General features: G+C 49.1%; 22 protein-coding genes and 7 tRNA genes. 7 read left to right on the top strand and 22 right to left on the bottom strand.

What is annotated here, in order from left to right:
• Positions 1-7: 7 nt before the first annotated feature.
• Genes BN3003_RS06405 through BN3003_RS06395 form a run of 3 tightly spaced genes read left to right on the top strand, consistent with a single transcriptional unit; the run spans position 8 to position 2,221 of the window.
• On the top strand, positions 8-841 hold the full coding sequence (locus tag BN3003_RS06405) for a phosphoadenosine phosphosulfate reductase domain-containing protein (protein WP_058355821.1): 834 nt from the start codon (positions 8-10) through the stop codon (positions 839-841).
• 15 nt (positions 842-856) lie between these two features.
• Positions 857-1,084: a DUF4224 domain-containing protein gene (locus tag BN3003_RS06400; RefSeq protein WP_058355820.1), complete on the top strand. Its 228-nt coding sequence runs from the start codon at positions 857-859 to the stop codon at positions 1,082-1,084.
• Positions 1,085-1,105: 21 nt separating this feature from the next.
• Positions 1,106-2,221, top strand: coding sequence for a tyrosine-type recombinase/integrase (locus BN3003_RS06395; protein WP_234333034.1), 1,116 nt, complete (start codon positions 1,106-1,108; stop codon positions 2,219-2,221).
• Positions 2,222-2,332: 111 nt separating this feature from the next.
• Here the strand turns inward: BN3003_RS06395 and BN3003_RS06390 are convergent.
• From BN3003_RS06390 to BN3003_RS06350, 10 genes are all read right to left on the bottom strand, one after another.
• Positions 2,333-2,422 (bottom strand) — tRNA-Leu (locus tag BN3003_RS06390).
• 13 nt (positions 2,423-2,435) lie between these two features.
• A tRNA-Cys gene (locus BN3003_RS18805) sits at positions 2,436-2,510 on the bottom strand.
• 38 nt (positions 2,511-2,548) lie between these two features.
• Positions 2,549-2,622, bottom strand: a tRNA-Cys gene (locus tag BN3003_RS06385).
• A 46-nt stretch (positions 2,623-2,668) separates the two neighbouring features.
• Positions 2,669-2,744, bottom strand: a tRNA-Gly gene (locus BN3003_RS06380).
• A 36-nt stretch (positions 2,745-2,780) separates the two neighbouring features.
• Positions 2,781-2,856: transfer RNA gene (locus BN3003_RS06375), tRNA-Gly, on the bottom strand.
• 29 nt (positions 2,857-2,885) lie between these two features.
• Positions 2,886-2,961: transfer RNA gene (locus tag BN3003_RS06370), tRNA-Gly, on the bottom strand.
• Between the two features lie 48 nt (positions 2,962-3,009).
• A tRNA-Gly gene (locus tag BN3003_RS06365) sits at positions 3,010-3,085 on the bottom strand.
• Between the two features lie 87 nt (positions 3,086-3,172).
• Positions 3,173-3,739, bottom strand: a complete 567-nt coding sequence (pgsA, locus tag BN3003_RS06360; RefSeq protein ID WP_058355818.1) for a CDP-diacylglycerol--glycerol-3-phosphate 3-phosphatidyltransferase — start codon at positions 3,737-3,739, stop codon at positions 3,173-3,175.
• A gap of 13 nt (positions 3,740-3,752) precedes the next feature.
• Positions 3,753-5,579: an excinuclease ABC subunit UvrC gene (uvrC, locus tag BN3003_RS06355; RefSeq protein WP_058355817.1), complete on the bottom strand. Its 1,827-nt coding sequence runs from the start codon at positions 5,577-5,579 to the stop codon at positions 3,753-3,755.
• Positions 5,580-5,592: 13 nt separating this feature from the next.
• Complete coding sequence (locus BN3003_RS06350; protein ID WP_407701098.1) at positions 5,593-6,018, bottom strand: DUF4124 domain-containing protein; 426 nt, start codon at positions 6,016-6,018, stop codon at positions 5,593-5,595.
• On the opposite strand from BN3003_RS06350, the gene BN3003_RS19075 reads away from it, so the two are divergent.
• The gene (locus BN3003_RS19075; protein ID WP_222704885.1) at positions 5,918-6,151 is read left to right on the top strand and encodes a hypothetical protein; all 234 of its coding nucleotides are present in this window, start codon (positions 5,918-5,920) and stop codon (positions 6,149-6,151) included. The genes BN3003_RS06350 and BN3003_RS19075 overlap by 101 nt on opposite strands.
• Positions 6,152-6,233: 82 nt before the next feature.
• A complete protein-coding gene (gene guaB / locus BN3003_RS06345; RefSeq protein ID WP_058355815.1) occupies positions 6,234-7,694 on the top strand; it encodes an IMP dehydrogenase in 1,461 nt (486 codons plus the stop codon).
• A 708-nt stretch (positions 7,695-8,402) separates the two neighbouring features.
• On the opposite strand, the gene BN3003_RS06340 is transcribed toward guaB, so the two are convergent.
• The 5 genes from BN3003_RS06340 to BN3003_RS06320 form a co-directional block, all read right to left on the bottom strand.
• Positions 8,403-9,020, bottom strand: a complete 618-nt coding sequence (locus BN3003_RS06340; protein ID WP_058356264.1) for a DedA family protein — start codon at positions 9,018-9,020, stop codon at positions 8,403-8,405.
• A 22-nt stretch (positions 9,021-9,042) separates the two neighbouring features.
• Positions 9,043-10,383 carry a phosphoglucosamine mutase gene (gene glmM, locus BN3003_RS06335; RefSeq protein ID WP_058355814.1) on the bottom strand — a complete coding sequence of 447 codons (1,341 nt, stop codon included), beginning with the start codon at positions 10,381-10,383 and terminating at the stop codon, positions 9,043-9,045.
• Positions 10,384-10,463: 80 nt separating this feature from the next.
• Positions 10,464-11,306 carry a dihydropteroate synthase gene (gene folP, locus BN3003_RS06330; RefSeq protein WP_058355813.1) on the bottom strand — a complete coding sequence of 281 codons (843 nt, stop codon included), beginning with the start codon at positions 11,304-11,306 and terminating at the stop codon, positions 10,464-10,466.
• A 66-nt stretch (positions 11,307-11,372) separates the two neighbouring features.
• Positions 11,373-13,415 carry an ATP-dependent zinc metalloprotease FtsH gene (ftsH, locus tag BN3003_RS06325; RefSeq protein ID WP_082625576.1) on the bottom strand — a complete coding sequence of 681 codons (2,043 nt, stop codon included), beginning with the start codon at positions 13,413-13,415 and terminating at the stop codon, positions 11,373-11,375.
• A gap of 69 nt (positions 13,416-13,484) precedes the next feature.
• A complete protein-coding gene (locus BN3003_RS06320; RefSeq protein ID WP_058355812.1) occupies positions 13,485-14,105 on the bottom strand; it encodes an RlmE family RNA methyltransferase in 621 nt (206 codons plus the stop codon).
• Between the two features lie 84 nt (positions 14,106-14,189).
• Between BN3003_RS06320 and yhbY the strand changes: the two genes are divergently transcribed.
• The gene (yhbY, locus tag BN3003_RS06315) at positions 14,190-14,468 is read left to right on the top strand and encodes a ribosome assembly RNA-binding protein YhbY (protein ID WP_058355811.1); all 279 of its coding nucleotides are present in this window, start codon (positions 14,190-14,192) and stop codon (positions 14,466-14,468) included.
• Between the two features lie 54 nt (positions 14,469-14,522).
• Here yhbY and BN3003_RS06310 read toward each other — a convergent pair whose 3' ends face one another.
• The 7 genes from BN3003_RS06310 to BN3003_RS06280 form a co-directional block, all read right to left on the bottom strand.
• On the bottom strand, positions 14,523-14,966 hold the full coding sequence (locus tag BN3003_RS06310; protein WP_058355810.1) for a DUF4149 domain-containing protein: 444 nt from the start codon (positions 14,964-14,966) through the stop codon (positions 14,523-14,525).
• Positions 14,967-15,035: 69 nt separating this feature from the next.
• Positions 15,036-15,512: a transcription elongation factor GreA gene (gene greA, locus BN3003_RS06305; RefSeq protein WP_058355809.1), complete on the bottom strand. Its 477-nt coding sequence runs from the start codon at positions 15,510-15,512 to the stop codon at positions 15,036-15,038.
• A gap of 369 nt (positions 15,513-15,881) precedes the next feature.
• Positions 15,882-16,379, bottom strand: a complete 498-nt coding sequence (locus BN3003_RS06300; RefSeq protein ID WP_058355808.1) for a single-stranded DNA-binding protein — start codon at positions 16,377-16,379, stop codon at positions 15,882-15,884.
• 65 nt (positions 16,380-16,444) lie between these two features.
• Positions 16,445-17,644 carry an MFS transporter gene (locus BN3003_RS06295; RefSeq protein WP_234333032.1) on the bottom strand — a complete coding sequence of 400 codons (1,200 nt, stop codon included), beginning with the start codon at positions 17,642-17,644 and terminating at the stop codon, positions 16,445-16,447.
• Position 17,645: 1 nt separating this feature from the next.
• A complete protein-coding gene (locus BN3003_RS06290) occupies positions 17,646-18,257 on the bottom strand; it encodes a lytic transglycosylase domain-containing protein (RefSeq protein WP_058355807.1) in 612 nt (203 codons plus the stop codon).
• Position 18,258: 1 nt separating this feature from the next.
• On the bottom strand, positions 18,259-19,305 hold the full coding sequence (gene pyrC / locus BN3003_RS06285; RefSeq protein ID WP_058355806.1) for a dihydroorotase: 1,047 nt from the start codon (positions 19,303-19,305) through the stop codon (positions 18,259-18,261).
• Positions 19,306-19,394: 89 nt separating this feature from the next.
• A complete protein-coding gene (locus BN3003_RS06280; protein WP_058355805.1) occupies positions 19,395-19,625 on the bottom strand; it encodes a sulfurtransferase TusA family protein in 231 nt (76 codons plus the stop codon).
• Between the two features lie 121 nt (positions 19,626-19,746).
• Between BN3003_RS06280 and BN3003_RS06275 the strand changes: the two genes are divergently transcribed.
• Positions 19,747-20,337 carry a CNP1-like family protein gene (locus BN3003_RS06275; protein WP_058355804.1) on the top strand — a complete coding sequence of 197 codons (591 nt, stop codon included), beginning with the start codon at positions 19,747-19,749 and terminating at the stop codon, positions 20,335-20,337.
• Positions 20,338-20,339 lie beyond the last annotated feature (2 nt).

The raw sequence follows: 20,339 nt of genomic DNA, 5'->3' as shown, positions 1-20,339 counted from the left end.
TGAAAATATGAGCAGCTCATTTATTACAGAAGAAAACGTATTAATCAGCTTTAGCGGCGGGCGCACTAGCGGCCTTATGTTGAAAATGTTTATTGATGCCAACGGTGGCACGCTACCTACCAATTACAAAGTGGTATTTGCAAACACGGGGAAAGAACATCCCAACACACTGAAGTTTGTGAACGATTGTGCAGTGAATTGGGGGATTGAAATTGTCTGGTTAGAATTTAAATGCGACGAAGGTGATAAACCAAAACAGCGCTGGAAACAAGTGTCATATGAAACGGCATCAAGAGACGGACAACCATTTGCCGATCTGATTAAGATGCGCAGTTACCTGCCAAATCCAGTAACACGCTTTTGCACTATAGACATGAAAATTCGACCCATTCAATTTTATTGTGAACAAATCTTAAGCTGGACGGAATGGAATGTTGCAATTGGGTTTCGCGCGGACGAAATGTCAAGGGTAAAAAAACTGGCAAACAACAAAGAGAAGTTTGAACGCTTTGCGCCGCTGGCACAGTTATCAATCACTAAAAGAGAGGTAAGTGAATTTTGGCAATCACAAGCTTTTGATTTGGAGTTGCCAAACAATAATGGCGTTACCGATCATGGCAATTGTGACTTATGCTTTTTAAAAGGTGAATACAAGCGAATTAGATTGATGGCGGAACATCCTGAAATTGCCAACTGGTGGATTGAGCAGGAGCAAAGCATTGGGGCTACTTTCAGAAAAGATGCTCCTAATTATCAGCAGTTAAAACAATTTGCAATCAAGCAAGTGGATTTTTTCGGATATGAGCGCGAAGACCTTGCCGACTGTTTTTGTGCTGATTAAAAGGAGGTGAAAGCAATGGAAACCATAGAGCCATTATTTTTGACCGCTGACGAGGTGGAAACATTGACCGGATACAAGCGCCACAAAAATCAAGCAATACGCTTGGCAGAAATAGGCATCCCTTTTACACCGAATGCCGCAGGCCGCCCGATTGTGGCCCGTGCCATATTCATCGGAACCATGACAGCTAGTACAGCAGGTAAAAAACCGCGCACGGCGTGGAAATCAAATGTGATTAAGTGACCATAATCCTATATAGGGGTTATGGTTGTAGAACAAATCCAGCATCATTATTTTAAAGCATCCAATACCATCAGATTGCCCCCAATGACAAAGCCAACTTTATTGCCACGCATGCGCAGCAAAACCACATTAAAAGGCAATGTGTACTTTTATTATGACACTTGCACCAAACCGCGCAAATGGCTGGCTTTGGGCGGCAATTATTTGGAAGCTTTAAAAAAATATGCTGAGTATGAACGTGAGTACAACCAAGACAGCTTGGAAAAAAGCATCAGTGATGCCACGACTTTCAAAGTGGTGGCCGACCGGTATTTAAAAGAGGTTATCCCGATCAAAGCACCCCGCACTCAAAAAGACAATATTTCCGAATTGGGCTGGCTGTTGAAATTCTTTGATAATCCCCCTGCCCCAATTGATTCAATCAAGCCCGTTCATATTCGTGAATACTTGGACTGGCGGGGCAAGACTGCACAGACAAGGGCCAACCGCGAGCGCGCTTTGTTCTCTCACATTTTCAACAAGGCACGAGAATGGGATTACACAACCAATGAAAACCCATGTAAGGGTATCAGAGGCTTTAAAGAACAGGGCCGCGATGTGTATGTAACCGATGATTTGTTTTGGAAGCTGTTTGATGCTGCGGATGAACACATCAAAGATGTGATGCTAGTGGCTTATTTTATCGGCCAGCGTGTGGCAGACGTTTTGAAAATCAAGGTTTCAGACTTGCAAGATGGTGCGTTGTGGATTCAACAAAACAAAGTTAAAACCAAAGTACGCATTGCTTTGACTGGCGACTTAAAAGCCTTGGTCGAAACCTTACTGGTTGAACGTGGCAATGTTACCCATGATTATTTATTTGTAAACAAAGGTCGGAAACGTGAGGCTGGTCGGCCGTTAACTTATGACATGCTTAGTGGTGGTATGAATCGAGCGCGTGAAAAAGCAGGCATACCGAAAGACAGTTTTCAGTTTAGAGATTTACGCGCAAAAGCTGCAACCGATGCCGACGAAAATGCAGGAATTGAAGCCGCAAGAAACCTACTTGGCCACAGTAATCAACTGATGACAGGTGAGTATATTCGCCACCGTTTGGGCAAATTGGTGACACCAAATTCACTACAAAACAAGGCTTAATACAGGGGAAATGTAGAACAAGAAGCAAAATGTAGAACAAAACAAAGAAGAAAAGCAAACAAAAAGCCGCTTACTTAAGCGGCTTAAACTATTGATATTGCTATGTTTTGATGGTGCCCGGGGCCGGAATCGAACCGGCACGGCCGTATTAGGGCCGACGGATTTTAAGTCCGTTGTGTCTACCTATTTCACCACCCGGGCAACACTTTAAAACTGGAGGCGGGGGCGCGGATTTAAACCGGCCTGCACAGCTTTGCAAACTGTGGCATAGTCCCTCTCCCCCCCCGCCATAAATATGGTTTCAAGAACTGAAACCAGTTTGCTAACTGGAGGCGGGAGTCGGAATCGAACCGGCGTCCACGGCTTTGCAGGCCGCTGCATAACCACTCTGCCATCCCGCCTTACTGCATCTTAATAGATGTGGTTTTATCTATCAGATTTACAACTTGGAGCGGGAAACGAGTCTCGAACTCGCGACCTCAACCTTGGCAAGGTTGCGCTCTACCAACTGAGCTATTCCCGCGTAAAACTTGGTATTGCCGTGCGTATTCAGATTCAGTGGAGCGGGAAACGAGTCTCGAACTCGCGACCTCAACCTTGGCAAGGTTGCGCTCTACCAACTGAGCTATTCCCGCATGACTAAACTGCATACTGCTAAAATCTTTGGAGCGGGAAACGAGTCTCGAACTCGCGACCTCAACCTTGGCAAGGTTGCGCTCTACCAACTGAGCTATTCCCGCACTTCACACAACTGATTAACATTTAACCCACCTCGCTGAATCTTACGATGGAGCGGGAAACGAGTCTCGAACTCGCGACCTCAACCTTGGCAAGGTTGCGCTCTACCAACTGAGCTATTCCCGCTTAGGCTTTCGTTAATCACTGCTGCCTGAAAGAGATGCGTATTATAAAGCTTATAATCCTGACGTCAAGCGTTTTTCATAAAAAAAACTACTCTTTAAAATCGGCAAAAGCGACCTTCAAATAGTAACACATTGACCACACAGTCAAAATCACCGCAATGCCCATTAAAATATTACCGATTAAAATAAAATTCAAACCGTGAAAATTCTCAGAACCTATGAGCAGCAATACAATCGCGGCCATTTGCGCGGCGGTTTTGAACTTGCCAATTTGGGCTACAGCGACATTGTTGCGCCGTCCCAATTGCGCCATCCATTCGCGTAAAGCCGAAATGGTGATTTCACGACCAATAATAATCATCGCGCAAAATGCATAAGTACGACCCAAGCTCACCAACAAGATTAAGGCCACCGCCACCATCAATTTGTCCGCCACTGGGTCTAGGAAAGCGCCGAAGCTGGAGGTTTGGTTCCATTTGCGCGCCAAATAGCCATCGAACCAATCGGTCACCGCGGCGATGGCAAAAATCATGGCCCCCAACCAATTGACGGTATGGTAATCAATCCAATCGCTGGGCAGATAAAACAAGATGGTGAACACGGGGATGAGCCACACGCGCAACCAAGTTAACAATATGGGTATGTTCCACTTCATGATGATGTCTCAATTAAGATGTGTGTAAGGCGTCGTATATTTTCTGCGCCAAACTGTTACTGATGCCCTCAACCTGAGCAATATCGTCTTTACTGGCCGCCATGATACCGCGTAAACCACCGAAGCGGGTGAGCAAATTCTTGCGACGCGTGGCGCCCACACCCGGTATTTCCAATAAACTCGACTGCACTCTTGCCTTAGCGCGCTTCTTGCGGTGGCCGGTAATGGCAAAGCGGTGCGACTCATCGCGCACGGTTTGCAACAAATGCAATGCCGGATGGTTATCGGGCAAACGGAATACCTCGCCCGTTTGCGGCAAAATCAATTCTTCCAAACCGGCTTTGCGCTCTGGCCCTTTGGCGATGCCCAAAATGGTGATGTTCAGACCCAAGTCTTCCCACACCTGCATCGCCATGCTCACCTGCCCTTTGCCGCCATCGATTAACACCACGTCGGGCCACAACACCGTCTCTCCATTCGCAGCCGCTTCTTTCAGGCCGCCATAACGGCGCGTTAACACCTCGCGCATGGCGGCATAATCATCGCCTGCCTTGGCGGTTTGAATGTTAAAGCGGCGGTATTGGGATGGCTGCATCGCCCCCTCGTCATACACCACACACGAGGCCACAGTCGCTTCGCCTTGGGTATGGCTGATGTCGAAGCATTCCAAACGATTCAAATCGTGCAGGTTCAACACTTCGGCCAAAGCATCCAAACGCAGCATTTGCGAGCTGTGCTGTTGTTGCTTTTGAGTAATGGCGATGACGGCATTTTGTCTGGCCATCTCCAACCACACTTTGCGCTGCCCTGTGGTTTGGTTGATGTAAGCCAGTTTGTGCCCTTCTTGATTCAATGCGGCCTGTAAACTCTCAGGGATGACAAAATCACTGATGATGATTTGCGGTTTGTCGCGGCCCAAATAATGCTGTGCCACAAAGCTTTCCGCCGATTGCTGCAAGGTTTGCCACGAGTCATCAAATTGCTCAGGAAAGTAATTCTTGTCGCCGATTAAGCGACCACCGCGGATGCTGCTCCAATGAATGCACACCATGCCTTGTTCAGCCACTGCCGCCAACACATCAATGTCTTGCACCTTATTGCCGGCCTGTACGTCCACATATTGCTGCGATTGCAAAGCGCCCAGTGCCACGATTTGATCGCGCAACATGCCTGCTTGCTCAAATTCCAATTGCTCGGCTGCTTGCTGCATTTGCGTTTGCAAACGCGCCATCAATTCATCGGTACGGCCTTGTAAGAACCACGTCGCTTGCTGCACGGTGTCGGCATAATCGTCAGCGCTGATGGCCGCGATACACGGCGCGCTGCAGCGTTTGATTTGGTGCAATAAACACGCACGGTCACGGTGTGCAAACACCGTGTCTTCACAGGTGCGCAGCTGAAACACTTTTTGCAGCACTTCCATGCTTTGACGCACCGCATAACCGTTTGGAAACGGTCCAAAAAACTGCTTAATCCCATGTAAACTGCCACGGTGATAGGCCATTTGCGGGTAAGCGTGTTCGCTGAAAATCAAATAAGGATAAGACTTGTCATCGCGAAACAGAATGTTGTACTTGGGACTTAAGGCCTTAATCAGGTTGTTTTCCAAGATTAAGGCTTCCGCCTCAGAACGGGTGACGGTGATTTCGATGCTGGCAACTTGCTTCACCATCAACACGATGCGCGGTGACAAGTCGGTTTTTTGAAAATAACTGCTGACACGGCGTTTTAAATTCACCGCTTTGCCCACATAAAGCACTTGCCCGGCCGTATCCAACATGCGATACACACCGGGCAACTGAGGTAAGCTTTGTAAAAACGTCGCAAGATCAAACGACATTCAGCCTCCTAAATTATTTACAATAGCGATCAATGTCTTGTTGGTAACTGGCCGATAATTTTTCACGGTCATTCACTCGGCCCGCGGTTTCAACATTGTTTTTATTAATTTTAGCTCGAGTACAATTTTCTTCATTCATTTTATTGTTTTGTTCTGCAATTTTTTTATTTTCTTCTTCTAATTTTTTATTTTCAGCGGCAACTTTAGCATTCAGTGCAGCTTGTTGGTCAGCGGTACTTTTCTCTTTGCCATCGCCTTCCACGCCAATTTGACCACCTTGTATGGTGTCTGATTTGGCCTGAGTTTCGATTTTGGTCACCGTGTGCGAGCGGATGTTCATGGTGCTGACATTATTGGTGCTCAAATTGCGCGGGGTATCTGAATACACTTGGTTACCGCTTTTCCCTTTCCAAGTAAACACACCGTTGGCTGAAGCCATGCCGACCATACTGATTAAAGCCAGACTCAGCACTGTTTTTGTGGATTTCATCATGTCAAATATTCCCTATGGTTATCATTATGTTCAACAGCTTCCCATTTTAACTATAAACCACACCCATGTGCCATGTTAAACGTCTTACTTTGGCAAAATGCTTAACTCAAACCAACAAATTTGATACAATTCGGCATTGTTGACCAAGAAAGAAGTTCGAAATGCGCATTGTCGAAAAAGCCTACACTTTCGACGACGTTTTGCTGGTACCGGCTCATTCTACCGTTTTGCCGCGCGACGTCTCTCTCAAAACCCCACTCACTCGCAACATTTCTCTCAATATCCCTCTTGTGTCTGCCGCCATGGACACGGTTACCGAAGCCAAGTTAGCCATTGCCATCGCCCAAGAAGGCGGTATCGGCATCATGCACAAAAACATGAGCATTGAGCGCCAAGCCAAGGCCATCGCCAAAGTCAAACGCCATGAAAGCGGCGTGGTGAAAGAGCCTGTGACCATTGCACCCAATATGTTGGTGCGTGATTTGATTGATTTGACCCGCAAACACAAGGTATCAGGTTTGCCTGTGATTGAAGACGGCAAAGTGGTGGGCATCGTGACCAACCGCGACTTGCGTTTTGAAAAACGCTTGGATCAAACCGTCGCGTCTATCATGACACCAAAAGAACGTTTGGTGACTGTCATGGAAGGCAGCAGCATTGATGCCGCTCGCGATGTGATGCACGACCATAAAGTGGAACGCGTCTTGGTCATCAACGAAAATTGGGAATTAAAAGGCCTGATTACGGTTAAAGACATTTTGAAAACCTCGACCTTCCCCAATGCCAACAAAGATGCCAATGGCAGTTTGCGCGTGGGCGCGGCCGTGGGTGTGGGCGCAGAAACCGACGAACGCGTCGCGGCTTTGGTTGCTGCTGGCGTAGACGTGATAGTGGTAGACACCGCTCACGGCCACAGCCAAGGCGTGATAGACCGTGTGCGTTGGGTGAAAGAACATTACCCACAAGTCGACGTAATCGGCGGCAACATCGCCACGGCACAAGCAGCGCGTGACTTGGTGGCAGCTGGTGCAGACGGCGTGAAAGTCGGCATAGGCCCAGGCTCTATTTGTACCACCCGCATCGTCGCTGGTGTTGGCGTACCGCAATTAACAGCCATCCACAATGTGTCTGAAGCCTTAAAAGGCACCGGTGTGCCTTTGATTGCCGACGGCGGCATCCGCTTCTCAGGCGACGTGTCTAAAGCCTTGGCAGCCGGCGCATCTGCGGTGATGTTGGGCGGCATGTTTGCCGGTACCGATGAAGCCCCTGGCGAAATCGAATTGTACCAAGGCCGTTCTTACAAATCGTATCGCGGCATGGGTTCTTTGGGCGCGATGAGCCAAGGCTCTTCTGACCGTTACTTCCAAGACAATGTGTCCAGCACCGACAAATACGTACCAGAAGGCATCGAAGGTCGTGTGCCTTACAAAGGCCCTATCACCAACATCATCCACCAATTGGTGGGCGGTTTGCGTTCAAGCATGGGCTATTTGGGTTGCGAAACCATCGCGGCCATGCACGAGCGTGCTGAGTTTGTGGAAATCACCGCAGCCGGCATGAACGAATCGCATGTACACGATGTGCAAATCACCAAAGAAGCACCTAACTACCACGCACGTTAAACCGTGATGAGTTGATGCAATAGATAAAGCGGCCTGTAAACATTTACAGGCCGCTTTTTTGTATTTGCACACAAGAGAATGCTGTTACTCAGTAGATGTACTCATCGCATTTTGCACCAATGATAAAGACCACAACATTAGATGTCTGGCCTTAAAATCACGGGTAGCTTTCAGCAACCATCACCTTGATACTCTGCTGCTCACCTGTATGTTGCATCTGTTGTAGCCGAACTTGGCTTAGCTAGCCCACAGATGGCTTACAGGCCGCATTATACCTCATCCTGTACGCTCCATGACTTACCCTATAGTGCTTTAAGCACCTGCTGATGCAGTGATAACCCATCACAAATAAGCGGCCTGTAAAAATACCAACAGCCTCCGATATAAGTATTCATGTGCTGCTCATCAATACATTGCATCTGTTATAGCGGAATATGACCATCACCCCAAAGGGATTACAGGCCGCATCATGCCTCTCTCAGCAAGCCGCTCGCCTTACTCTATGGTGCTTTAAGCCTCTGTTGATGCAGTGATAACCTATCACAAATAAGCGGCCTGTAAGTGCTTTTATAGCCCCATCAAACCCAATTCGACATGCACTCTCACCTTAGACGATATCACTTCAGATATGCGCTTGAACAATGTGTACACCGCATACAAAAGCGGCCTGTAAATAATTACAGGCCGCTTTTTAAAGAACATAAACGCTTAATTTGATTCTGCTATCTTGGTTTTTTGGCGTTTGTTCCACCAGCGGTAAGCCACATACAGCAACACCACACCCAAGAACACAAACAAGACCATTTGGAATTGGTGCACTTTGTGCCACAGCCACTCGCTGTTTTCGGCACCAAAATCACCCAAATACACCCACACCGGTACGGAAATCAAGGCAGCAAAACCATCCATCAGCAAAAAGCGCAAATACGAAACCTTGCCACTGATGCCGGCGGAGATAAAGATGGGTGTGCGCAAACCGGGAAGGAAACGCGCGATAAACAACACCCAATTGCCGTATTTTTCAAACTTTTCCTGCACTTGCGCATAACGCTTCGGTGTCATCACCCGCGCCACCAAACGAAAGCGCAAGATGCGGTGACCAAAAATGCGGCCAGCGGCAAACATCATGCCATCGCCGACCAACACCCCTGCGATGCCCACCAACACCATCACATGCACATTGGCGTGGCCCAAGCCAGACATGATACCGCCCACCACCAAAGTCACGTCTTCAGGGATGGGAATACCAAAACCGCAGGCCACCAACACGGTAAACACCGCGATGTAACCATACTCAGTAAAAAATGCTTCTAATAAGGCAATCAAACTCATGGCGATTCAGGCTTTATCAATGGATGGAGGCTTCGATGGCCGCGGCGATACGTTCGGCACTGGTTTTGGCAACAGATGCGTCTTTGGCCTCTACCATCACCCGCACCACCGGTTCCGTACCTGAAGCACGTAAGACCACACGGCCTTGCTGCCCCAATTCTTGTTCTACTTGTTTCAATACTGGCTCGGCAGCCGCTTGCCACGGATGGCCTTTGCTGATGCGCACATTGATCATGGTTTGCGGATAGGCTTGCCAATCCGACAACACGCTGTGCAAATCCACACCCAATTCGCCCAAGGCCGCAAACACTTGCAAAGCAGAAATAATGCCATCACCAGTATTGTGTTTGTCCATGCACAACACATGGCCAGAGGCTTCACCACCGACTTGCCAACCGCGTTGGTACAATTGTTCCAACACATAACGGTCGCCGACTTTGGCGCGTACAAATTCGATACCACGCTCTTTTAAGGCCAATTCCATAGCCAAATTGGTCATCACCGTACCAACGACACCGCCTTGTAATTTGCCGGCTTGGGCACGCGCTTTGGCAATCACATAAATCAAGCTATCACCATCAAACACGCGGCCTGTACGGTCTACCATCATCAAACGATCGCCATCACCGTCCAAGGCCACACCATAATCGGCTTTGTTCGCCAATACCGCTTGTTGCAAGGTTTCGGTATGGGTGGCACCGACGTTTTTATTGATGTTGTAACCATTCGGTTCACAACCGATGCTGATGACTTGAGCACCCAATTCGTGAAACACTTTGGGCGCGACATGGTAACCCGCACCATGAGCGCAATCGACCACAATTTTCAAGCCATGCAAATCTTGGTCACTTGGGAACGTCGATTTGCAAAATTCGATATAGCGGTCGTCGGCACCAGAAATGCGTTTGCTGCGACCCAAATCGTCCGATGGCATGGTTTGCATCGGCTGGTCGATTAAGGCTTCAATCGCCAATTCCATCTCATCATTGAGCTTCACCCCACCTTGGGCAAAAAACTTAATGCCATTATCGTGATACGCATTGTGCGAAGCGGAAATCATCACCCCAGCAGACGCGCGCATGGCGCGGGTCAAATAGGCAATACCAGGAGTCGGCAGCGGGCCAGTTAAGTGGACATCCACACCAGCGGCGGTAAAACCGGCCTGTAACGCGGCTTCCAACATATAGCCAGAAATGCGGGTGTCTTTGCCTATCAATACCATGGGACGGTGGCCTTGTTCTCGTGCCACCAGTGCTTTGCCTGCAGCAAACGCCAACTTCAACACAAACTCAGGCGTAATCGGATCTTGCCCTACCAAACCACGCACACCATCGGTACCAAAATACTTTCTAGCCATCTACTTCTAATCCTGAATATTTTAATTAAGAAACAATTGTAAATCGACTGACTCACTATTAACAGCAAAAATTCGAGGGTTTAAGCCCAAACGCCCAGTTCCTGCCAAACTTTTACGGCTTGCACCGTTTCTTTAACATCGTGCACGCGCACAATGTGCGCGCCGCGGGCAATAGACGCAACCGCCGCCATCACCGAGGCCACCATGCGCTGCTCAGGAACGTCTATGCCAGTGATTTGACCCAACATGGTTTTGCGCGACACCCCTATCAATACCGGATAGTCACTGTCCTCTATCCACGGCTTTAAATCACGCATTAAATCAACATTGTGTTGCAAAGTCTTGCCAAAACCAAAACCCGGATCGAGTAGCAAGCATTCAGGCTTAATGCCGGCCTGTAAACACGCCGCTACCCGACTTTGCAGGTATTGCACCACTTCTGCCGTCACATCTGAGTATTGCGGATTGTGCTGCATGGATTCAGGTATGCCTTGCATGTGCATCAAACACACACCGATGTTGGGGTATTGCGCCAAAGTCTCAACTGCCCCTTCATCGCTCAACGCTGCCACATCATTGATGGCATCAACCCAACCGTGCTGTAAAGCCTGTTGCATCACATAAGTGCGGCGTGTGTCCAAGGTCAGCGGCACTTGCCATTGGTACAAAGCCTCAATCACCGGCGCCACCCGTTGCCACTCCTCTTCTGGCGACACATAATCACTGCCAGGACGGGTAGACTCGCCGCCCACATCCAAAATGTCCGCCCCCTCATCCAATAATTGCTGCGCATGGGCAAGCACACTGGCCAAGTTTTGAGAGTAAACGCCGCCATCTGAAAACGAATCTGGGGTGACATTGACGATGCCCATCACCTTAGGGCTGTCCAAATTCAAATCAAAGCGACCGCACTGCCAACGCATGTTGTTTCCTTTTTTTCTCGACAAATAAAAACGGCAGCACAGGCTGCCGTTGTATCTTAATGTTGCTTATTGTTTCGGTGCATGCTGATCTTTGTCTTTGTCACCAACTATGGCGTCTGCAGCCAAATCCGCACTCGGTTTTTCTGCATCAGCAACAGCATTTTCAGACTTCAACACTTCAGAAGCTGGTCGATTGTCTACCGCCACTGTTTGCTCAGGCTCAGCCGCACTGCTTTGCGCTGCTGCAACTTCGGCATCAGAGCGCACATTATGGCTGTAATCCTTAGGAGGACTAGGCTCTTTACCGGCCATGATCTCTTTAACTTGATCGGCATCTATGGTTTCCCATTGCATCAAAGCATTGGTCATGGTTTCCATTTTGGCGCGATTTTCATCAATCAGCTTGTAGGCCAACGCATATTGTTCATCCAAAATGCGGCGCACTTCGGCATCAACTTGCTGCTGCGTGTCTTCAGAAATGTTTTTGGTATTGGTTACCGAACGGCCTAAGAACACTTCGCCTTCGTTTTCGGCATACACCATCACGCCCATTTTGTCCGACATGCCATAACGGGTCACCATGTCGCGAGCAATGCTGGTCGCACGTTCAAAGTCATTCGATGCACCAGTAGACACACGGCCTAAGAAAATGTCTTCGGCGATGCGACCACCAAACAATACCGCAATATTGTTGAGCATTTGGTCTTTGTACAAGCTGATGCGATCGCGCTCAGGCAATTGCCATGTCACACCCAAGGCACGGCCACGCGGTACGATGGTCACTTTGTGCACTGGATCGGTATTCGGTAACAAGCTGGCAACCACGGCGTGACCAGACTCATGGTAAGCGGTAGCACGCTTCTCATCTTCATGCATCACCATAGAGCGGCGCTCAGGGCCCATGTAAATTTTGTCTTTCGCATCTTCAAAATCGCTTTGATCGACTTTGGTTTTGTTGCGACGACCGGCAAACAAAGCCGCTTCATTGACCAAGTTGGCCAAGTCTGCACCTGAGAAGCCTGGGGTACCACGCGCCAAATCGGCCAATTGCACCGAGCTGTCCAACGGTACTTTTTTCGCGTGTACTTTCAAGATTTGTTCACGACCACGAATGTCTGGCAACGGCACCACCACTTGGCGGTCAAAACGGCCTGGACGTTGCAACGCTGGGTCTAATACATCAGGACGGTTGGTAGCGGCAATCACAATCACGGTTTGATTGCTTTCAAAGCCATCCATTTCCACCAACAATTGGTTCAAGGTTTGTTCGCGTTCATCGTTACCACCGCCCAAACCTGCGCCACGTTGGCGACCTACCGCATCAATCTCGTCAATGAAAATGATGCTAGGAGAATTTTTCTTCGCTTGCTCGAACATGTCACGCACACGAGAGGCGCCGACACCGACGAACATTTCCACAAAGTCAGAACCTGAAATGCTGTAGAAAGGCACTTTGGCTTCACCGGCGATGGCTTTGGCCAACAAGGTTTTACCGGTACCTGGTGAACCTGCCAACAAGATACCGCGCGGCACACGACCACCCAAGCTTTGGTAGCGCGAAGGCGATTTCAAATAATCAACGATTTCTTGCACTTCTTCTTTGGCCTCGTCACAACCTGCCACATCGGCAAACGTGATGCTGTTGGTGTCTTTGTCCAACAATTTGGCACGTGATTTACCGAAGGAGAAAGCGCCACCTTTGCCACCGCCACCACCTTGCATTTGGCGCATGAAGTAAAACCACACACCGATTAACAACAAGATAGGAAGCAAGCTTAAGAAGATGCTGCCCAACATGCTTGGTTTCTCTTCAGGCGTCACTTTGACGCGCACATTGTTTTGCAACAATGATGGCACCAATTGATCGTCTAAAGGCGCATTGGTACTGAAGTTGGTTTTGTCTTTGCGCACACCTTGGATTTCATAGCCGCGGGCCACAGAACCTTCAATATTCACTTGATCGACTTTACCGGCCTTCACATCTTGCATGAAGAGAGAATACTCAATTTGTTGCTTGGTCTCTTTCGTACCTTGCAACGCATTGAACGCAAGTATCAGCACCATCGCCAACACCAGCCAAACCAAAAGATTTTTTACCGTATTACCCACTAAACGAGGCTCCCATCAAAATACAAGAGAATAGAAGAAACTGCATTGTAAAACACTGCGGCATCTGTGTCAGTGCAATTTTCTTGCCAATAAATAAATTTCATTAGACCTATCGCGAGAAGCTTTCGGTTTGCGCACCACCACTTCGGCAAACGACTCACGCAAAAGCTTCACATATTCTTGATAACCTGCACCTTGAAACACCTTAATCAAAAACTGACCACCAGGCTTCAAGTGAGATATTGCAAAGTCATAAGCCAATTCGCATAAATAGAAACTGCGCGCTTGGTCTGTGACTGTGTTTCCACTCATATTGGGGGCAATGTCTGAAATCACAAGGTCTAATTTTTGACCATTTAACAAATCAACCAACTGTTGTAAAACTTCCTCTTCGCGAAAGTCGCCTTGGATGAACTCCACCCCAGCCACAGGCTCCATCGGCAAGATGTCCAAGGCAAACACGCGGCCGCGTGGGCCGATCAGTTCGGTCGCCACTTGCGACCAGCTGCCAGGTGCACTGCCCAAGTCTGCCAACACGGTATCGGCTTGGATCAGTTTGTCTTTTTCATTGATTTCTAACAGTTTAAACGCGGCGCGCGCACGGTATCCTTGTTTTTGTGCGAGTTTAACGTACGGATCATGTACGTGCTCATTGAGCCACGCACCTGATGATTTTGTTCGTTTGGGCATTGGTTTAATCCATTACATTTGATGAGTTTTTTTCAATTTGTACTGCAAATCCAGTACAATATGCGTTTTACAGGAAAGCTTCAGATGTCTAAATCTTTATCGAGTGCCGAAAAAGCGGAACTCAAACAACAAGCCCACACTTTGCAACCTGTGGTGATGATCGGTCAAAACGGTTTAACCGAGGCCGTGGTGAAAGAAACCAATGCCAATTTAACCGCGCATGAATTGATTAAAGTGCGTATTTTGGGCGATGATCGCGACGAACGCAAATTGTGGTCAGCACAATTGTGTGAACAAACTGGCGCCGAATTGGTGCAACACATCGGCAAAATCTTGGTTTTGTATCGCAAAAACGAAGATTGATTGCAAAATCTGTTAAAAAGCGGCCTGTAAGCTTACAGGCCGCTTTTATATTGCTTAACGGCGGTGGCTGTTGATTTGCAAACGTTTACCTGTCCAAAGCAACAATAAGATGGTCATCAGCAAATACACACTGGATGACACACCGTGCCACATGCCAAAACTGCCGCCGACCAAGTCATGCAGCCATTGTGATTGCTGTTGCTTGATGGCGGCAATCACCGGGGTAATCACCCACTCACTCACCACCAATAACAGCAATAAGGCATTCAAAATGGGCGATGGTTGGCGCACACTGCGGCAAAACAACCACCACGCTACCGCGGTGAACAAGCCCAGATAAGACACCACATGAAACAACTCACCGGCCACATTGCCCGCGGTCATGCGGCTGAATTCACCTTGACTGGCAAAATGAAACAACAAAGGTGCCACCACATAACCCACAGTAATGTGTGCACCCAACCACAACGCTTGCAAAATAACCAGTATGGATTTCATCGCTTATTCCAGACTTCTTCGGTTTACAGGCCGCTTATTTGCTTTAAGCGGCCTGTAAACCATCACAACTTAAATGTATTGTACGCTGACAATCTCGTATTCGCGCACACCACCAGGGGCTTGTACTTCGGCCACATCGCCTTCGTACTTGCCGATTAAAGCACGGGCAATCGGAGACGACACCGATACCTTGCCTTGTTTGATGTCAGCTTCATCATCACCAACGATTTGGTAAGTGACATTTTCTTCGCTGTCACAGTCTTCCAAAGTCACGGTCGCGGCAAAGACGATTTTGCCATCGGCATCCAATTCTTTTGGATTCACGATGTGGGCGTAAGACAATTTGCTTTCTAGCTCGGCAATGCGGCCTTCAACAAAGCCTTGCTTTTCTTTAGCGGCATCGTATTCGGCGTTTTCAGACAAGTCACCATGCGAACGTGCTTCAGCAATCGCCTCAATTACGGCTGGGCGCTCCACTGATTTCAAGTGTTGCAACTCATCTTTTAACAATTGGGCACCACGAACGGTCAATGGTACTTTTTGCATGACTCTCTCCTACGTTTCGCGTCATTCAGGCAATAAAAATACAAGCCGCCGGAGTAATCGGCGGCTTGTTTCGAATAAAGTAGAGCCTATTGTAACAAACCAGTCAGAAATAGCAACCAGCAGTTGGCCTTAAAACACTGCCGTCTAATCTGCATCAATAAATTCGGTGTTTGCACTGGTCAAGACAGCACCAAGCCCTGCAATGCGGCCTGTAAACAACCTCTATCACAGTCTATTCTACGCAATTTTGCCCACTCTTGTTTTTATGCACATGTTGTATATTCACCCACCACAACAAAACACCTCAACGCAAGCAATTGCGCTGAGGTGTTCATACATGGCTTAAGCCACTGCGTTTACAGGCCGAGCTTAAAATGGAATATCGTCATCCAAATCATCGACTACTGGTGCAGGCTTGTTCACTTCGCGGCGCGGCGCTGCTGGCGGTACTGAGCTGGCAGCGGCCACTGGAGCGGCACTGGCCGAAGAGCTGGCAGCATAATCGCCACCATCAAAATCACTGCTGCTGCCACCCATGTCACGGCCACCAATCATCTTCATTTCATTGGCGATGATTTCATAAGCCGTGCGCTCTACGCCGTCTTTGCCGGTGTATTTGCGCGATTGGATGCGGCCTTCAATGTACACTTGGCTGCCTTTTTTCAAATATTGGCCGGCAATTTCGGCCAAACGGCGGTACATGGTGATGTTGTGCCATTCGGTGCGCTCTTGGCGCTCACCATTGCGGTCTTTCCATTGTTCACTGGTAGCGACGCCGAAATTGGCCACTGCTTCGCCATTGGGCAAGTAACGCACCTCTGGGTCACGCCCCAAACGACCGACCAATATCACTTTATTTACTGACATAACGTCCTCCACAACACTTCATTCATTAATTTACTGCGACAGTATAAAGTCACAACGCCCTCGCGTCACGCCTCGCGCGGTTTCGGTGCCGCACCGGTGGCCGCAATCGCCCACCAAACCAGCATCAACACTGTGGCAAAAACAAACACACCTTCAAAACCGAATTTGCTGAACAAACCACCGCCGGCCACACCCCCGACAAACAGACCAATCGATTGCGCCGTACTGTAAAAACCCATGGCCGCACCGCGTTGCTCGGCCGGTGCAAATTTCGCCACCATAGACGGCAAGATGGCTTCAAGCACATTGAACGCAATCGCATAAATCACCAAAGCCACGGTCATAGCCAACACCACATCGTGTTGCAAGGCCAAAATCGACTGCGCCACCACCATCATGCCTATGGCAAACAACAGCGTTTGCTTCAACTTTTGTTTTTTCTCACCAAAAATAATCACTGGCACCATCAACACCATGCCAAACAACACCATCGGTGCGTACACTTTCCACTGCATGTCTTGGGCGATGCCCATTTGCAAAAACAAAAATGGCAAAGAAACAAACAAGGCCATTTGCGCCGCGTGCAAGGCGAAAATGCCGTAATTCAAGCGCCACAATTGTGGTTGCAAGGCAATTTTTAAGGCGGGAATGCGATTGGTGCTGGTGTTTTTCTCAGGATCGGGCACGTATTTGTACACCGCAAACATCGCCAGCAACATAGCCACACCCGTCAACACAAACAAACCCGACATGCCGATGAAGCTCACCAACAATGGTGCTGCCACCAAACTCAAGGCAAAAGTCAAACCGATGCTCATGCCGACCATGGACATGGCACGCGTGCGCACCGAATCGCGGATTAAATCCGACATCAGAGCAGTAATCACCGCACTGATGGCGCCCGCGCCTTGCAAAGCGCGCGCAAACACCAACCATTCAATCGAAGGCGCGACCGCGGCTATGAAACTGCCGACGATAAACATCGTCATGCCGATGTAAATGGTTTTTTTGCGTCCCCACTTATCGGAAACCATGCCAAACGGCAATTGCAAACAGGCTTGGGTCAAACCATACGCACCCATTGCCCAGCCTATCCACATCGATTGTTTCGAGCCTGCCAATTCAGCCGCATACAAAGACAACACCGGCAAGACCAAAAACAAGCCCAACATGCGCAGTGCGTACACGCCCGATAAGATGCCACTGATGCGCCATTCGTCTTTGCTCAACTGATTGGCCACAGGTTTTTCCAAGGTTTTGTCCAAATTATACGGCTCCGTTATAAATCCAATTGCGGCGCATCGCTGCGTATATCTTATTGGGATAGGTTAAGCGCCCCAAACTGCCGTTGTAACGCGCCAACGCCCGCGTGACATCGCCGCGTTCGCGGTCGATGTAATAACGCAAAATGGTGCAGCCATAGCGCAAATTGGTGCGTATCTCAAACAAATTGTGACCCGTCGTACCAATGTGGCGCACCCAAAACGGCATCACTTGCATCAAGCCGCGCGCACCGACGCCGCTGATGGCATAGCGGCGGAACATCGATTCCACTTCAATCAAGCCCAATATCAATTGCACATCCAAGCCCGCGCGTTTGGCCTCGTATTGCACATTAACGAGTATGGTTTCGCGCTCGCGCGCATCGGGTATGAAGCGACTCAAACGCGCCGACATTTCATACAACCACTGCCGCCCTGCTTGCGGGGTGGAAAACACCAAGCGCGCTGGGCTGACATTGTTGACCGAACGGCGCATGGTTGAGGCGACATTGTCGGCCAAGGTTTCTTCGCGTTGCGATGCCCATACCATGCTCGGCGCCAAAGCACTAGCAATGGCCAAACTTAAATAACGACGGCGGGCTTGATTGGTGCGCATATCAGTTGGCAAAACCCGCAAACGTCCACGCCAGTGTCTCGCCAGCACGCATCGGGATTAAGCGGCCTGTAACATAGTCCACATACTCAGGCACGGCTTGTTCACGTTTTTCTAACACGATTTTGCGGCTGTTTTCTGGCAAACCATAAAAACGTGCGCCATTTTGTGAAGCAAACGCTTCGAGCTTGTCCAAGGCATGCACCGATTCAAATGCTTCGGCATACAATTCCATTGCGGTCAAAGCGCTGAACACGCCGGCACAGCCACACGCACATTCTTTGGTGCCTTGTTCATGTGGCGCACTGTCGGTGCCCAAGAAGAATTTGTGCGCTTGCGCGCCGCTGACCGCCGCCAACAAAGCTTCTTGGTGGGTGCGGCGTTTCAAAATCGGCAAGCAATACAGATGCGGACGCACACCACCGACCAACATGTCGTTGCGGTTGTGCAATAAGTGTTGTGGCGTTACCGTCGCCACCAAGTTTTCACCCGACTCTTGCACCAATTTGGCCGCTTCGCTGGTGGTGATGTGTTCAAACACGATTTTCAAACTCGGCACCTTGGCCATGATCGGCAACAACACCTCATCAATAAACACCGCTTCACGGTCGAATATGTCAATGTGCGAGTGTGTCACTTCGCCGTGCACCAACAACAACAAGCCGTGTTCGGCCATGGCTTCCAATACGGGCAGCAATTTGAACAAATCGGTCACGCCCGAATCGGAATTGGTGGTGGCGCCTGCTGGATACAATTTAAACGCGACGATGCCAGCAGTTTTAGCTGCCGCCACAGTGGCGACATCGGTATTGTCGGTTAAGTACAAACTCATCAAAGGGGTAAACGCCACGCCTTGCGGTACTGCTGCCAAAATCTCATCACGGTAAGCCAAGGCTTGGGCCACTTGTGTCACCGGCGGTTTCAAATTGGGCATTACCAAAGCGCGCGCCATTTGCTTGGCAGTGTGTGGCACCACCGCTTGCAGCGCTGCGCCGCTGCGAAAGTGAACGTGAAAATCATCTGGCTGTATCAGGGTCAGACGTTCGGTCATTGCATTTCCTTTTTTAATGAGTGTGTAGCGCTGTGCGCTTTACAGGCCGCTTATATCCACACCCAATGTGTGACATGCGGCCTGTAAACCTATTTGTGACGCAAAATCAAAGTGAAACTGCCGTCTTCATTCGCCGAAGATTGCAGCAACACATGGCCGGTGTGGCGACAAAAAGCAGCAAAGTCTTCTTGCACCCCTGGGTCGGTGGCATAAACGGTTAATTCATCGCCGCTGTCCAAGGTTGCCAACGCTTTTTTAGCGCGCAACATCGGCATCGGGCATTTTAAGCCTTTGACATCCAAACTTGCTTGTTGAGCCATATCGATTCTTTCAAACGCAAAACGGACAAATTATAGCATTGTTAATGAGCCACACACAGCCGCGCATGACAAGGTAAGTTGCGTTACAATATTGGCTACTTACTCCGCACAGGAACTTGTGATGTCTCATCATTTTGCCCGCTTATGGGCTTTGGCCTTATTGGGCACCAGTTTGACTGCTGCGGCAGCCGACCCCAAAGAATTCACCCAAAACATCAAAGAAGCCGATTTTTCTTTCCAAGACAAATCGCTGACTTTACCCGACTATCCCGCTGCCAATGCGAAGTGGGTGGATTTGTATGTCCATCCAACGTTTGCAGGCAAACCCAAAATCATGGTTGGCAGCATCCACATCCAAGACAACAACTCTGTCAGCTACATCTTAAACAACCAATCGGGCAATGGCATAGACAACATCAGCTTTGAAAACCTGCGCTGTTCGGTGCAATCGTTCCGCTCCGAATACAACAATGGTTTCCGCCAAATCGCGTTTGCCGATACCTATAACAAACGCTGGTTGGAAAGCAAAAACGCCCCATGGCGCGATGTCGGCAGCAATCTCAGCACCACCACGCCAGTGCAAGAAATGCTCAGCCGCGTCTTCTGTGACGACGGCATGCCGCGCAATGATGCCGACTTAAACCAACGCCTCATCGACCGCGGCACGTTTAACCCGACCCAAAACCGTGGCACTGCAGGTTCTAGCAAGTAAGT

The organism is Vitreoscilla massiliensis, from assembly GCF_001457815.1.
Classification (GTDB): Bacteria; Pseudomonadota; Gammaproteobacteria; order Burkholderiales; family Neisseriaceae; genus Vitreoscilla; species Vitreoscilla massiliensis.
This window is presented reverse-complemented; position numbering and strand designations above follow the sequence as displayed.